The organism is uncultured Brevundimonas sp. (genome assembly GCF_947305955.1).
Classification (GTDB): Bacteria; Pseudomonadota; Alphaproteobacteria; order Caulobacterales; family Caulobacteraceae; genus Brevundimonas.
On the sequence record NZ_CAMZFB010000065.1, the window covers coordinates 1 to 13,729 of the forward strand.

General features: G+C 61.3%; 14 protein-coding genes and 1 pseudogene. 5 read left to right on the top strand and 10 right to left on the bottom strand.

Annotation, left to right across the window (positions count from 1 at the left end; translation table 11 throughout):
* Window positions 1-768: pseudogene (locus Q0Y42_RS13090) on the bottom strand (excinuclease ABC subunit A); the annotation flags it as partial.
* 126 nt (window positions 769-894) lie between these two features.
* Window positions 895-1,416 (bottom strand): group III truncated hemoglobin, encoded by a 522-nt coding sequence (locus Q0Y42_RS13095; protein WP_297804529.1) that lies wholly within the window; start codon window positions 1,414-1,416, stop codon window positions 895-897.
* A gap of 238 nt (window positions 1,417-1,654) precedes the next feature.
* Between Q0Y42_RS13095 and Q0Y42_RS13100 the strand changes: the two genes are divergently transcribed.
* A complete protein-coding gene (locus Q0Y42_RS13100; protein WP_297804533.1) occupies window positions 1,655-3,232 on the top strand; it encodes an ABC-F family ATP-binding cassette domain-containing protein in 1,578 nt (525 codons plus the stop codon).
* On the opposite strand, the gene Q0Y42_RS13105 is transcribed toward Q0Y42_RS13100, so the two are convergent.
* The 4 genes from Q0Y42_RS13105 to Q0Y42_RS13120 all read right to left on the bottom strand — a co-directional run bounded on the left by Q0Y42_RS13105 (window position 3,229) and on the right by Q0Y42_RS13120 (window position 6,802).
* Window positions 3,229-4,830 (bottom strand): EAL domain-containing protein, encoded by a 1,602-nt coding sequence (locus tag Q0Y42_RS13105; protein ID WP_297804536.1) that lies wholly within the window; start codon window positions 4,828-4,830, stop codon window positions 3,229-3,231. The genes Q0Y42_RS13100 and Q0Y42_RS13105 overlap by 4 nt on opposite strands.
* A 102-nt stretch (window positions 4,831-4,932) precedes the next feature.
* Window positions 4,933-5,373: a flagellar basal-body protein FlbY gene (locus Q0Y42_RS13110; RefSeq protein WP_297804539.1), complete on the bottom strand. Its 441-nt coding sequence runs from the start codon at window positions 5,371-5,373 to the stop codon at window positions 4,933-4,935.
* Window positions 5,370-5,681, bottom strand: coding sequence for a rod-binding protein (locus Q0Y42_RS13115; protein ID WP_297804542.1), 312 nt, complete (start codon window positions 5,679-5,681; stop codon window positions 5,370-5,372). Before Q0Y42_RS13115 ends, Q0Y42_RS13110 begins: the two co-directional genes overlap by 4 nt.
* On the bottom strand, window positions 5,681-6,802 hold the full coding sequence (locus Q0Y42_RS13120; protein WP_297804545.1) for a flagellar basal body P-ring protein FlgI: 1,122 nt from the start codon (window positions 6,800-6,802) through the stop codon (window positions 5,681-5,683). The genes Q0Y42_RS13115 and Q0Y42_RS13120 overlap by 1 nt, the downstream gene beginning before the upstream one ends.
* Before the next feature lie 145 nt (window positions 6,803-6,947).
* Here Q0Y42_RS13120 and Q0Y42_RS13125 point away from each other — a divergent pair, with 145 nt between their 5' ends.
* The 3 genes from Q0Y42_RS13125 (at window position 6,948) to gltX (ending at window position 9,513) form a co-directional block, all read left to right on the top strand.
* Window positions 6,948-7,415: a flagellar assembly protein FliX gene (locus tag Q0Y42_RS13125; RefSeq protein WP_297804548.1), complete on the top strand. Its 468-nt coding sequence runs from the start codon at window positions 6,948-6,950 to the stop codon at window positions 7,413-7,415.
* A gap of 182 nt (window positions 7,416-7,597) precedes the next feature.
* Window positions 7,598-8,032, top strand: a complete 435-nt coding sequence (dksA, locus tag Q0Y42_RS13130; protein WP_297804551.1) for an RNA polymerase-binding protein DksA — start codon at window positions 7,598-7,600, stop codon at window positions 8,030-8,032.
* Between the two features lie 146 nt (window positions 8,033-8,178).
* Window positions 8,179-9,513, top strand: a complete 1,335-nt coding sequence (gene gltX, locus Q0Y42_RS13135) for a glutamate--tRNA ligase (RefSeq protein ID WP_297804554.1) — start codon at window positions 8,179-8,181, stop codon at window positions 9,511-9,513.
* A 71-nt stretch (window positions 9,514-9,584) separates the two neighbouring features.
* On the opposite strand, the gene Q0Y42_RS13140 is transcribed toward gltX, so the two are convergent.
* Window positions 9,585-9,875 (bottom strand): hypothetical protein, encoded by a 291-nt coding sequence (locus tag Q0Y42_RS13140; RefSeq protein WP_297804556.1) that lies wholly within the window; start codon window positions 9,873-9,875, stop codon window positions 9,585-9,587.
* Window positions 9,876-9,996: 121 nt separating this feature from the next.
* Window positions 9,997-10,602: a TIGR00730 family Rossman fold protein gene (locus Q0Y42_RS13145; RefSeq protein WP_297804560.1), complete on the bottom strand. Its 606-nt coding sequence runs from the start codon at window positions 10,600-10,602 to the stop codon at window positions 9,997-9,999.
* Window positions 10,603-10,685: 83 nt separating this feature from the next.
* On the opposite strand from Q0Y42_RS13145, the gene Q0Y42_RS13150 reads away from it, so the two are divergent.
* Window positions 10,686-11,429 (top strand): hypothetical protein, encoded by a 744-nt coding sequence (locus tag Q0Y42_RS13150; RefSeq protein WP_297804562.1) that lies wholly within the window; start codon window positions 10,686-10,688, stop codon window positions 11,427-11,429.
* A gap of 103 nt (window positions 11,430-11,532) precedes the next feature.
* On the opposite strand, the gene Q0Y42_RS13155 is transcribed toward Q0Y42_RS13150, so the two are convergent.
* Together Q0Y42_RS13155 and Q0Y42_RS13160 are read right to left on the bottom strand one after the other, a co-directional pair.
* Complete coding sequence (locus Q0Y42_RS13155) at window positions 11,533-12,741, bottom strand: DNA cytosine methyltransferase (RefSeq protein ID WP_366108465.1); 1,209 nt, start codon at window positions 12,739-12,741, stop codon at window positions 11,533-11,535.
* 48 nt (window positions 12,742-12,789) lie between these two features.
* Window positions 12,790-13,729 (bottom strand): PLP-dependent aspartate aminotransferase family protein (locus tag Q0Y42_RS13160; RefSeq protein WP_297804566.1); only part of this gene is annotated, 940 nt, incomplete at its 5' end.

The window sequence follows — 13,729 nt, forward strand, 5'->3', positions numbered from 1 at the left end:
GGAGAAGGTGAGGGTGCGCGGCTCTGTTTCACCCTCGGCGGGCTTTGCCCATTCGGCAACTGCTATGCCGTCCGCCAGACCCAGCGCCGTTTGCAAGCTGTCGGCGTAACGACCTTCCAGCCCTTCCTTGGTGACAATGCGGTCCACCACGATGTCGATGTCGTGCTTGAACTTCTTGTCGAGCGCGGGGGCGTCTTCGATGGAATAAAACTGGCCGTCGATCTTCAGGCGCTGGAAGCCCTGACGCTGCCACTCCGCGATTTCCTTTTTGTACTCGCCCTTGCGGCCGCGCACGACGGGGGCCAGCAGCAGGATACGCTCGCCGTCGGGCAGGGCGGCCAGCTTGTCGACCATCTGGCTGATGGTCTGGCTTTCGATGGGCAGTCCGGTCGCGGGCGAATAGGGCACGCCCACACGCGCCCACAGCAGACGCATATAGTCGTGGATTTCCGTGACCGTACCCACGGTCGAGCGCGGGTTCTTGGACGTGGTCTTCTGTTCGATCGAGATCGCGGGCGACAGGCCCTCGATGAGGTCCACATCCGGCTTGCCCATCAGTTCGAGGAACTGGCGCGCATAGGCCGAGAGGCTCTCGACATAGCGGCGCTGACCCTCGGCATAGATGGTGTCGAACGCCAGCGACGACTTGCCCGAACCGGACAGGCCGGTCATCACAACCAGCTTGTCACGCGGAATATCGATGTCGACATTCTTGAGATTGTGCTGGCGCGCGCCGCGCACACGGATGTTGTTATGCTTTTCGATCATCAGGGCCGGTGAACGCGGGAGATTGGGAACAGGTTCGTCGTTGAAGCGGCATATATGGGGAAGCCGCCCCTTGGCTTCATCTAGAACAAAAGTGGAACTTTAGTCGAGTCTTGCTCGACGAAAGCCTCATTCCGGCTGCCAGACATCGGTAGGGCGAAGATAGCGCTGGCCATTGTCCAGCATGGCACCATTGGCATTGGCGACGCCCAGTTCCAGGCTTTGGGCAATCCGGCGGGCACGGATGAGGAAATGCTCGACCTGCAGCGGTGTGCAGATTTCGTGCGCGGTTTCTTCGAATAAGGCCAGCCAGTGATCAAAGTGGCGGGCATCAATGGGCAGTTTCAGGTGCTTGGGCATCGGACGCCCCTGATAAACGCCGGTAGACAGGGCCACTGACGACCAGAACAGCTTCATCTGCGCCAGATGCGGGCCCCAGTCCTTGATCACCGAGGCGAAGATCGGGCCCAGAAGCGTATCGTTCTGAATACGCGCATAAAACCGTTCTACCAGCTGGTCGATCAGCTCTTCGGTGATGCCGGTTTCATCCATCAGTTTCGCCGTCGCCTCGGCTCTGCGCGCTGCGGCGACCGCGCGATCTTCGGGCGTTTGGACGGTGAAACTCAGTGTCTGGCGGTGGGCGGTGCTCATGCCTGCATACATAGGCGTTTAGGCCGTTCCGCCAAAGTGCGCGGAGGGAAATGGGTCGTTTTACCCTTGCGCACTCGGCCGCCAGCCCCCATCCTCCTATCCGAGCATTTTTTGTAGAGGAGCTCGAACATCATGATCAGCGCCCTGGCTATCGCAACCGCAACCGTGTTGTCCGCCTCGCTGCTTATGGTGCTCCATGCCGCTCAACCCAAGGCAAAGCCAGTCCGCGTCCGCACGCGTGACCCTCGGATCGTTCGCCGTCCTCAAGACTGACGGCTGTCGGCTTTTCGAACCTGCAAATCTAACCTTCGGTGCCGAACGCATCGGGCTTGTCGGGCGTAATGGCTGCGGCAAGTCCAGCTTGCTGCGCGCGATCGGCCAGCAGGATGTGCCGTCCGAGGGCAGTATTGCTGTAGCCGGTCGTGTCTGGACCCTGCCGCAGGTCACTATACCTGTTGGGGGTGAGACCGTTGCTGATGCGCTGGGTGTCGCAGAGGCGATGGCCGTCATCGACCGCGTCTTGGATGGCAACGCTTCGGATGCCGATCTGGAGGCCGCTGACTGGCAGCTGGATGATCGGATAGAGCGCGCACTCTCCGCGATGGGGCTACAAGGCGTTTCCGTTACCTCTCAGATGGCTAACCTCTCGGGCGGGCAGCGAACGCGTGCGTATCTGGCCGGTATGATGCTGGCCGCGCCGGACGTGGCGCTGCTGGATGAACCGACGAACCATCTGGATGCCGGGGGCCGACAGGCGGTAATGGACCTGATCGAGAACTGGGACGGGTGTTTGATCATCGCCAGTCACGACCGATCCGTTCTGTCGATTGTGGATCGCATCGTCGAGGTGTCACCGTCCGGCCTGCGGTCCTATGGCGGGAACTATGACAGCTACCGTCATCAACGCGATCTGGAATTGGATGCCGCGCTGGCCGCCGCCGAGAGCGCTGACCGCGCCCTATCCAATCTGAAGCGTGAGGTGCAGGAAAGCCGCGAACGACGCGCCAAACGCGACAGCAGCGGACGCAAGTTCGCCCAACGCGGCAGTATCCCGAAAATCGCATTGGGACTGCGCAAATCGGCGGCGCAAGCCTCGGCAGGGCGTGAAGTGACGGTCATGGCCAAACGCCTTGAGGAAGGCCGAGTACGAGCCGAGACAGCAAACCAGTCGCTCGAGCGGGTATCCGTGTTGGACATTCCCGTGCCGTCGGCTGGTCTGGCGGCGGGGGCCGATGTGCTGAAGCTTGATCAGGTGCAGCTGGACTTGGGATCGGGGCCGCTGTTTGAGCCTATATCAGCTCATTTATGCGGGCCGGTCCGCGTAGCTCTGAACGGACCCAACGGCAGCGGCAAATCCACCTTGTTGCGCGCTATATGTGGGCTGGCTCCGCCCGCAGCGGGCAGTATTAAGGCCATGATCGAACCCGTGATGCTGGATCAGGATGTGTCCATCCTGTGTGGCGAGGAGACCTTGCGCGATGCGTGGTTGCGCCTGAACCCGACGGGCACGGTAGAGGAGGCGCAAGCCGCCTTGGCCCGCTTCCTGTTCCGGAATACCGCCGCGCAGAAGCGTGTGGACGATCTGTCGGGCGGGGAGCGAGTGCGGGCAGGGCTGGCCTGTACAGTCGGCGGGAAGCCAGCGGCGCGGTTCCTGTTGTTGGACGAGCCAACCAACCACCTTGATTTGGATGCCGTTCAGGCCGTCGAACAGGTTCTAAGCGCTTATGACGGCGCATTGATCGTGGTGAGCCACGATCCGCACTTTCTTGAGGCGATCGGTGTCGAGCAGGAGATCAGGCTAAGCCCGCCCAACTAGCTCCAGGTCTCGGTGGTGCCTGTGCGGCGGGCGCGAATGGCCAGACTTTCCATAGGCGCACGAGGCTCGGCTTCGGCGCGACCGAACAGCCAGCCTTGAGCATAGCGGATGCCGAGGCCACGCAAGGTGTCGGCCTCGCTTTCGGTCTCGACCATTTCGGCGACCGTTTCGAGATTTAGCGATTTGCACAGTTCGACCAGATGCGAGATCAGCGTGTGATTGCGCTGGTTGTTCTTCACGTCGCGGACAAGGCTGCCGTCGATTTTGACGATGTCGACGTTGAGGCCGCGCAGATAGTCAAAGCTGGCCGAGCCGACACCAAAGTCGTCGATGCACACACGAACGCCTGTGTCCCGCAGCGCCGTCAGTCGACGGCTGGCCGACGCGATATCGGCCAAGGCGGCGGTTTCGGTCACCTCGACCAGTAGGCGTTGACGCAGTTCCGGCGCACTAGCCGTCATGGCGAGCAGGGCGGTGACGTAACTGTCGTTGGCCAGCGACGCGCCCGAGACATTGATGGCGATCTGAAGGTTATTGCTGCCCAGTTGGCGCAGGCGGTTTAGCGCCATCTCGGCGACGGTTCGGTCGAAATTCTCGATCAGAGCCAATTCTTCGGCCATGCGGATGGCCGCGGCAGGACTTGCCGAGCGCGGAAAGCGGGACAGGGCTTCGTAATGGTGAACCGCGCGCGTCTCGAGGTCCACAATCGGCTGGTAGTGGAGCGCAAAGCCTCGCTCGCTGACCAGATTCCGGAAATAGTCAGCATCACGCAATGTGCGGTGCAGGGTCTCTGCGAAATGCTCTTCGGGCTTCTCGATTGTTTGATCGCGCAGGCAGGCCTCGATGGCGAAACGGATGGCGCGTAGGGCCGATGCCGGATCTTGCCCGATCGGAGCTTGTCCTGCGCGGGCGGACAAGGTCACGCCTTGAGCATCGGCCATTTCCTTGACCTTGGCCTCAAGATTCGAGCCCACATCCGCATCGCCCAGTAGGGCATAGCGCGAACCCGTCAGTTGTCCTGCCAGGCTAGCATCGTAAGCGACGGCCTGAAGGGCAGCATTGAGCCCTGCATAAACTTCGGGAAGCTTGGCCTGCGGGATGGCGTCCATGCCCGCCACGTCCACGAAAGCCAGAACAAGCTTCTCAAGGCTTTCGGCGTTTTCGCCCATCAGCATGGTGCGCATCGATCCCAGCAGGGCTGCGCCATCGGGCAATCCGGTGAAATGCTCAGTCTGTGAGGACGCTAGCTGGACAGATGGCTCGCTATAGGTCAGCGCACAGGAGATCGCGGGCGCAATTTCCGGCAGGCTGAAGATGCTGATCTTTGACGCGCGGTCAGGACCGTTGGTGGTCTTTAGCGCGATCGATTGACCCGCCACACGCTCGCCCGGGGATAGGTCCGAAAGCATTTGCGACACGGCGCGGGCAGACTCCGCATCCAGTCGTTCGGACAAGGGATGACCGATCCACTGTGCGACTGGATCACGCGGAGAGGGACCCGCACCCAGGGCAAAGCGCACGATGCCTTTCTCGTCTACCTCGATCAGGGCGTCCGCGGCAGCAAAGGCCAGACCGAGTAAGCGAGGCGCTAGCGACATCGTGTGGAATCAATAACTTCAGAAGATTTTCGTTCGTTAAACTGGCTGTTTCAAGCTGATGGGGCAAGTGTTTATGGTCACGCTTGCCCGCGACGTGAGCACTTACGCCTTGCGATCAAGCGCGACCGCGCGTCCATCGCCGGTGGCGGCATAGCCGGATGAGCCATAGCCAGTGCCCATAGCGCGCGACTCGGCGACTTCGTTGGCAATGGTGCGCACCAAGCCTTCGGAGATCTTGCGGGCCGCTTCGACCGCTTCCGAATGCCGTGCGAGGATGTCGTCGAAACGCTCCGTCGCCTTGATCAGCGACTGCTTCATCTCCAGCGAGGCATTGGCGATGACCTGCGGATTGGATTTCAGCTTGGCTGACTCGCGGCGATACTCATTGGCGAGTTCAGCCGTATGGGCCATGCCCGTCGCCATGTCGGCGGCCTTGTGACGGCGAACAAGCTCGATTTCCTGCTCCAGACGGTCGTTCAGCTGTTGGGTCAGATCGATGAGGCGGCGAACGTGCAGGTCCGCCATTTCGGCATCGAGGATCATACTAAACCTTCCTGAGCCTTGAGCATGTGGGCCATTACGGTGTCTACAAGGCCGACGCCTCCAGCGCGGGCCGTTTCCTTGGCCATGGCCTCGACCAGAAAGCCGCGCCACATTTCCTCGCCCGCGCCGCCGCCGAACGGGGCCTCGGTGCTGAGGTTCTCGAACATCGGCTTCAGCATCTGGGCCAGATAGGTCGCTTCGAAGTCCTGCGCGATCTGGCGCATCTTTTCCTGCTGCTCGTCACTGCGCGGGCGCAGGTTGGCAGTGGTGGGTTGCAGCATGGCCGGAAAGACGGTGGTGTGACTCATCAGATCACCTCGATCTCGGCTTGAAGGGCACCCGCAGCCTTGATGGCTTGCAGGATGGAAATCATGTCGCGCGGGCTGACGCCCAGAGCATTCAGGCCGTTCACCAGAGAGGCGAGGGAGGTCTTGCCGCCCACGATCTGCATGCGGCGACCGGTCTCTTCTTCGACGGTGATGCTGGACTGCGGCGTCACCACTGTTTGGCCGTTGCTGAAGGCATTGGGTTGGCTAACGGTCGGGCTTTCCTGCACCGAGACGGTCAGATTGCCTTGGGCAATCGCTACGGTGGAGACGCGGACGGCTTCGCCCATGACGATTACGCCGTTGACCTCGTCGATAACCACCTTGGCGGGGCTGTCGACGTGGATCGGCAGGTTCTCGACGCTGCTGATGAAGCCAGCGACCGACTGGCCTTGCGGGGCGCGAAGGGAAATGACCGTGCCATTGTCAGCGCGGGCGGTGCCGGGGAAGGCTTCGTTGACGGCAGCGGCAACGCGTTGGGCCGTGGTGAAATCCGGATTGCGCAGCGCCAGACGCAGGACATCCATATTCTGCAGGTTAAAGCCGGTCTCGCGCTCGACCACGGCACCCGATGCAATGCGGCCCGCAGTCGGCACACCGCGCGAAATAGAGGAGCCCGAGCCACCCGAGGCCGATACTGCACCTGTCTGCACCGCGCCTTGGGCCACTGCGTAAATCTGGCCGTCGGCGCCCTGCAGCGCCGTCACCATCAGCGTGCCGCCCAGCAGGCTCTTGGCATCACCCATGGCCGAAACGGTCACATCCAGACGCGAACCCGGTACGGCGAACGGTGGCAGTTCGGCGGTGATGATCACTGCGGCTACGTTCTTGGTATTCGCCGTTGAGCCACGGATGTTCACGCCCTGCCGTTCCATCATGGATTCGACGGATTGGCGGGTGAAGGGTGAGTTGCGCAGGGAGTCGCCGGTGCCGTTGAGGCCGACCACGAGGCCGTATCCCATCAGCTGGTTGTTTCGCACGCCCTCGACCGTCGCCACATCCTTGATGCGCGACTGGGCATGGCCGACAGATGGCGCGATCAGCGCGGTCATCACGGCAAGGGCTGCAAGCGGAGCCTTAAATGTGGTAAGAAACTTCTGCATACGACAGGCGTCCCTGTATGGCGTTCGCGATTAACCATGCGAACTTCGTGCCGGAGATTTTCATCAGTAAAATCAATGCGCCTTGTTTTGAGTGCGTGTTTTTGGCGGCAAATTGTGCCGGGCTGTTAACCAAGATTTCAGCCCCATGGTGCAGCTTGCCGGTCACTGGCAGGAGTTGAGACAGATGAAGGTCAATGGCGTAGGCGGTCCGTCCGCATCACCCCCGTCCAGACCGGCTTCGCGTAGCGGCGACGGCTTCCGCCTTCCGGCCGCTGGCGGTAGCGCGCCTTCTTCGTCTGCTAGTGCGACGACCGCCACTGCAGGGTTAACCGGCATCTCCTCGCTTATGGCCTTGCAGGGGGTGGAAGACGCCACCGAGCGCAAGCGCCGCGCCATGCGCCGTGGCTCGACCCTGCTCGACAAACTGGATGAGCTGAAGCTGGCCTTGTTGGGCGGGGATAACGCCAGTGTATCCTTAAACGGCCTATCGCAAGCTGCGGCTATGGCACGCGACTCAGTAGATGATCCGGGCCTGTCGTCAGTTCTGGATCAGATCGACCTTCGCGCTGCGGTTGAACTGGCAAAGGCAGAGGCTGCCGCCAAGCGTCGCTAAAGCTTACGCTGCGGCATTTTCTAACGATTTTTGTAACTTATGGTCGCAATTAGCCATTTATCCACTGGCTGGGGCGCCTTTGCCGTATCGCTGGAACGCGAACGGGATTGCGCCTGCGGGCAACCTTCAATATACGCCGGAACTGCGCCACAGGGGGGCGCGATTGCAACGAGCGTTAACCGATGAACGCAACTGCTACTTTGGTTCGTGAAGAACCGGCCACCTATCGTCCTTCCGAGGACGAGCCGTTCATGAATGAACGCCAATTGGCATACTTCAAAGCCAAGCTCCTCAAATGGAAAGAAGACATCCTTGAGGAAGCGCGCGGCACGGTAACCAATCTGAAGGCCGAAACCGAAAATCACCCTGACCTCGTGGATCGTGCGTCATCCGAAGCCGACCGCGCTTTGGAGCTGCGCACCCGTGATCGTCAGCGCAAGCTGATCTCCAAGATCGACGAGGCGCTGCGCCGCATCGAAGACGGCTCCTACGGCTATTGTGAGGAGACCGGCGAACCGATCGGTCTGGGGCGCCTCGAAGCCCGCCCGACCGCGACCTTGTCGGTTGAGGCACAGGAACGTCACGAACGCCGCGAACGCGTCCATCGCGACGATTAAGATCGAACAAAACGGCCATCGAACAGCAGGTTCGGTGGCCGTTCTTCGTTTCAGACCATTGGACGGGTGCAATAATCGTCCTCGCGCCTTGACTTCGAAGGGCTGGAGCGCGACCTAACCGCCTCAATTCGAGGTCAAAGGCCACCATGTCCGTTAAGGTCCGTTTCGCTCCGTCGCCCACGGGTAAACTCCACGTTGGCAATGTTCGCACCGCTCTGGTGAACTGGCTGTTCGCCAAGGGGCAGGGTGGCACCTTCGTTCTGCGTATCGATGACACCGATCTGGTCCGCTCGACCAAGGAGTCGGAAGACAACATCGAGATCGACCTGAAGTGGCTCGGTCTGGAGTGGGACGAGCGCTACAACCAGTCCAAACGCTTCGACGCCTATGAGGCCGCAGCCGAGAAGCTGAAGGCCGCAGGTCGTCTGTATCCCTGCTATGAAACCGCCGAAGAGCTGGATCGTCGCCGCAAGGTGCAGCTGTCGCGCGGCCTGCCGCCGATCTACGACCGCGCCGCCCTCAACCTGACGGATGAGGAAAAGGCCGCTTACGAGGCTGAAGGCCGTCGTCCGCACTGGCGCTTCAAGCTGGAAGGCAAGCGCGTATCCTGGGAAGATCTGGCGCGCGGCCACGCCGAGGTGGACACCGCCTCGATGTCGGACCCTGTGCTGATCCGCGAGGACGGCCTGTTCCTCTATACCCTCCCGTCGGTTGTCGATGACATCGACATGGAGATTTCCCACATCATCCGTGGCGAAGACCACGTGACCAACACCGGCGCGCAAATCGAAATCTTCGAGGCGCTGGGTGCCAAGGTTCCGGGTTTCGCGCACATGCCGCTGTTGGTCGGTGCCGACGGTTCGGCCCTGTCCAAGCGTCTGGGCTCGCTGTCGATCATCGACATGCGTAACGACGGCTATGAGCCGCTGGCCATCACCAGCCACCTCGGCAAGATCGGCACCTCGGACAACCTTGAGATCGCTGGCTCGCTGAAGGAACTGGGCGAGAGCTTCAGCTTCTCCAAGATGGGCCGTTCACCCGCGCGCTATGACGAGGCCGATCTGGGCCGTCTGAACGCACAGGCGCTGCAGGCCATGGATTACGCCACCGCCAAGCCGCGTCTGGCCGAGCTGGGCGTCGATCTGGGCGAAGCCTTCTGGAACGCCGTGCGTCCGAACCTGCACTTCTTTAAGGATGTTGTTGGTCTGGCTGCCATCCTGAATGGCCCGATCACCCCTGTGATCGAGGACGCCGCCTTTGCCGAAGCCGCCCTGAAGCTGCTGCCGGAAGAAATCACCGCCGATGTGTGGTCGGTCTGGACCGGAGCCGTGAAGGCCGAGACCGGTGCCAAGGGCAAGGGCCTGTTCATGCCGCTGCGTCTGGCGCTGACTGGTCAGCAGCACGGCCCTGACATGGGTGCGATCGTTCCGATGATCAGCCGTGACAAGATCGTCGCTCGCCTGAAAGGCGAGACCGCCTGATCTTCAGGACAAGCCAATAAAAAAGGCCGCTCCAAACCGGAGCGGCCTTTTCTTTATCGATCAGATGTCGCTTAGGCGTTGCAGGCCGCGATCTGTTCTGCGGTCAGTTCCTGGCCCTTGTAGGTGAAGGCCGAGACTTTGCCGATGCGGGCGACGACGCGCTTGCAAGCGCGGGTAGCCGGCTGGGCCGAGCCGCCCGAAGCGGTGCATTCAGCGCCTTGGCAGTGCCATGCGGCACCGTCAACGATGACGCGAGTGGTCGGAGCCGTCGACGCATCAGCGAGAGTCGCGCGGGTGACCGGAGCGTTGGCAAAAGCAGGGGTAGCGAGCAGAGCAACTGCTGCGATGAGGGTGGCACGCATCAACAAGAATCTCCTGAAGCTGGAACCGCGAAGCGGCACCGTTGCAGCTAAAGAGCGTTTTTTTTAGCTACTGTCAACTTAACTGAACGCTGATCTCTGATCAATGATCAGTTGTAGCTAATTAGCGGCCATCGTGGCGAATATGCGGCGTGTCTTCGCTTTGCAACATAAGTCTAATGGCTTCGTCCACGCTGTCTGCGTTCACATAGGCAGACAGGAAGCTTTCCGGCGTCATGCCCGCATTAACAGTGTCTTCGATAAGCTTATAGAACGAGTCCCAGAAGCCATTAATATTCAGGAAGATGACCGGTTTAGCGTGCAGGTCGAGACGCTTCCACGACAGCAACTCTACGACTTCTTCCAAAGTGCCGATGCCGCCGGGTGCGACAACAAAGACATCGGATTCGTCGTACATCATCTGCTTGCGCTGGTGCATGGATTCGACGACGACGGTCTCAACCTCGTCGAACAGGCGTTCGCGGCTGCGAAGAAAGCCCGGCATGATGCCCACAACGCGACCGCCATTGGCATAGGCCTGACGTGCAGCGCCGCCCATCAAGCCCACGCCGCCGCCGCCGTAAACCAGACGCCAGCCCGCTTCGGCGACCTTGCGGCCAAACTCTTGGCCCGCGGCAAGGTAGTCGGGATGTTTGCCATCCGACGAACCGCAGAACAGGCAGACGGACTTGCCGTCATAAGGGGCAACGGTGGATTTCAGCTCGGTCATTGAACTCAGAACGGGGAAAGAAAGGGGTGTGCCCGCGATTGGACAGCAGTGTATCTACATGACAAACGCGAGGACTGGGGAAGATGATATCCGGCTTAGCTAGAAAAATCGCCGTCAGTGCGCTGTTGGTTTCCGTCTCGCTTGTCGGCGGATGCAAGGGCGAGATCGCGGCACCCAGCACCGAAGCTTCTTCGGCGGCGCTGTGGCAGAAATCGCCGACGCTGGTTTCCGCGCAATGGAACGGGGATATCGCGACCTTGACCGGGCGAGCGGAACCCGGTGGGCGTGTCGTGCTGTCTGACGGCGAGAGCCGTAACCATGCTGCCACCGCCGATGAAGAGGGCAGGTTCGAGATCGAGGTGCAGGTTCCGCCGACCGGGATCTATCTGAGGGGGCGCTCCCAGATCGGGCAGGACTTCGTCGACGGGCGTGGTTTGATCTATCTGCAATCAGGGCCCCGTCCGTTGGCTGCCGTCGTGATGAATGGCGAGGCCAGCTATAGCCTAATGCCAAAGGGGGGTGTCGAGGCGGTGGATAGTGATGGCGCGGTCGTCGTGATCTCGGGACGTTCGGACAAGAAACAGCCGCCGGTCATCACCGTCGACGGGGCGCGTGTCAGCGCGGTGCCGGACCAGACAGGGCGCTGGGCCATCATGATGAACGGTGGCAGAGCGCCCATGCGCATCACAGTGAACGGTCAGGTCTACGACTATCCCGGAATCAGAAGCGCAGAATCAAATGCTGCGCTCAGTGCCGATGGTTGGCAAATTACCCGCAATTTGGGTGGAAAGGCTGTGCAATCCACATGGTTTCCGGTCGATAAGTAACGGAACGGTAAGGAAATCTTTACCGTTAACCTTCCGTTAACCAAACCAGAACGATGTAGGGATGTTCTCTGAATTCTAGGGGACACCCACCATCACCGAATACCTATTGCCCGGCGCGCCTTGCGTCGGGCCTTTTTTCTTCGGCGATGGCAACGCTTTCAATCAGCAGAGGCTCGAAGAGATGTTCAGCGATGTGTCGGACAACGGGAGCCACGACCCCGTCACCCGTAAGGTGGTAGGCGTCATTATAGTTTGACGGCAGGCGATAGCTGTCCGGCAACCCCATCAGACGGGCCGTCTCACGCGGAGAAATCAGGCGCGATCGCACACGTCGGCCATCCACCACCATAATGATCTGGCGGCTGGACCCGCCCGAGGGGGTACGCAGACAGCCCGCCACATCGTCAAAGCGCACTTCGGCGCGTTGCACCTTGGTGCCGTCGGGCAGGCGGCGGGTCCGTTTATAGATGGTGCCGACCACGCGACGGCCCGCACGCTTGGCCGCCTTCACCTTGGCGATGTGGACAGGGGACATCTTGTCCAGCAGGCCGCGCGTTTCTTCGGGCGTATGCCATTCCACACCCTTTGGGCGCGTTTCGATAATGTCGGCAAAGTCCAGCGGCCTGCGGGCGGCAGAGGGCAGGTTCCACCACACCATCTTGTCTCGCACCTCGGGCGACAGACGGTCGGCTGCGCGGCGCAACGGCGCGTTATGGAACGGGGCCAGCGCCTCGGGCGAGATCAGGTCGTCGGAAATCGCGATGTCGTTTCTGACGCCGATAACGAACAGGCGAGGGCGTGACTGGGGCACGAAATGGTCGGCATTGATGACCAGCGCACCATAACGATAGCCCGCCTCGGCAAAGGTGCGGCAGATGCGGTCAAAGTCCTCGCCGCCGCGTGAGGAGATGGCACCGCAGACATTCTCGACCGCAACGATTCTGGGACCGCGGCCATGGGATTGAAGGTCCTGAACGATCTGCCAGAAGGTGTGGAAGGTGCCGGAACGCTCTCCGTGCAGGCCCTTGCCACGTCCGGCGAGGGACAGATCCTGACACGGGAAGCTGCCCCAACACAGGTCGGCAACGTCCGGCAGGTCTGATGCCTCGATATTGGCGATGTCGCAAACGGCCAGCTCGCCCCCGGTGCCCCAATTGGCCTGATAAGCGAGGCCCTTCTTGCCGTCGAAATCATTGGCAAAGAGGCAATCCCAATGATCGCCCAGTCCTTGTCGGACCATGCCGCCGCCGGCGAAGAATTCGTAGAAACTGGGAATGGCGCTCGCGGCAGGGCGTCTGGGCCGCTGCGGGATGCGGAAGCGACGAGGTGGCGCCCCTCAAATCCCGTTCACAACCCGCTGTCAGCCGCCCCAGTCACTTAGTCCACGGGCAAGATCGGCAATCAGGTCCTCGGTGTCCTCCAGCCCGATGTGCAGGCGGATCAGTTCGCCTTCCAACTCGGGCTGGTGCACGCGCCATTTGAGTTGGGCGGTGTCGTTGGTGACCAAGCTTTCATAGCCGCCCCACGAATAGCCGATGCCGAACAGCTCAAGCGAACGCATCAGCTGGTGCGCGTCACGGGTGCTGCCGCCCTTCATCACGAGGCCGATCAGGGAAGCGGCCCCGTCGAACTGTTGCTTCCAGAGGTGGTGACCGGGGTCGCTTTCGAGCGGGGGATAGAGGACGCGGGAAATCTGGTCCTGACCTTTGAGCCACTGTGCCACCTTGAGAGCCGAGGCGGCTTGGGTCCTGTATCGGACAGGCATGGTCCGGATACCCCTCAAGGCCAGCCATGCGTCGTCGGGCGAAACGTGCCAGCCGTTGAGGTCCAGCGTCTCGAACACCGCCGCAGCGAGGGCGTCGTCTTTCACACAGATCGATCCCATCAGCACGTCCGAGTGACCGCCCACATATTTGGTCAGGGCTTGCACACTGATGTCGGCCCCCAACTCCAGCGGCCGACAGGCCAAACCCGCGCCCCACGTATTGTCCACGATGGATACGATACCGCGCTCGCGGCAGGCCGCCGCCAGCGCGGCGATATCGGCCATTTCAAACGTCAGCGAGCCGGGGGCCTCGATCAGCAAGGCCCGCGTCTTGTCTGAAAACAGCGCGACAATGTCCTGTGTCGAGGCCGCAGCCGGATGATAGCGGACCGTAATCCCGCGCTGGCCCAGATAGCTGTCCATGAATTTGCGGCTGGGTCCGTAGATGGCGTCCGTGCTGATCACCTCGTCGCCGGGGCGTAGGACAGCCGACAGCGGGACGGTGACAGAGGCCAGACCGGACGGAACGATGTAG

Coding starts and splice junctions, on each gene's coding strand:
- Q0Y42_RS13150 (WP_297804562.1), top strand. CDS start 10,686: ATGATATCCGGCTTAGCTAGAAAAATCGCCGTCAGTGCGCTGTTGGTT.
- gltX (WP_297804554.1), top strand. CDS start 8,179: ATGTCCGTTAAGGTCCGTTTCGCTCCGTCGCCCACGGGTAAACTCCAC.
- Q0Y42_RS13115 (WP_297804542.1), bottom strand. CDS start 5,681: ATGAGTCACACCACCGTCTTTCCGGCCATGCTGCAACCCACCACTGCC.
- Q0Y42_RS13105 (WP_297804536.1), bottom strand. CDS start 4,830: ATGTCGCTAGCGCCTCGCTTACTCGGTCTGGCCTTTGCTGCCGCGGAC.
- Q0Y42_RS13140 (WP_297804556.1), bottom strand. CDS start 9,875: ATGCGTGCCACCCTCATCGCAGCAGTTGCTCTGCTCGCTACCCCTGCT.
- Q0Y42_RS13120 (WP_297804545.1), bottom strand. CDS start 6,802: ATGCAGAAGTTTCTTACCACATTTAAGGCTCCGCTTGCAGCCCTTGCC.
- Q0Y42_RS13110 (WP_297804539.1), bottom strand. CDS start 5,373: ATGATCCTCGATGCCGAAATGGCGGACCTGCACGTTCGCCGCCTCATC.
- dksA (WP_297804551.1), top strand. CDS start 7,598: ATGAACGCAACTGCTACTTTGGTTCGTGAAGAACCGGCCACCTATCGT.
- Q0Y42_RS13095 (WP_297804529.1), bottom strand. CDS start 1,416: ATGAGCACCGCCCACCGCCAGACACTGAGTTTCACCGTCCAAACGCCC.
- Q0Y42_RS13145 (WP_297804560.1), bottom strand. CDS start 10,602: ATGACCGAGCTGAAATCCACCGTTGCCCCTTATGACGGCAAGTCCGTC.
- Q0Y42_RS13125 (WP_297804548.1), top strand. CDS start 6,948: ATGGTGCAGCTTGCCGGTCACTGGCAGGAGTTGAGACAGATGAAGGTC.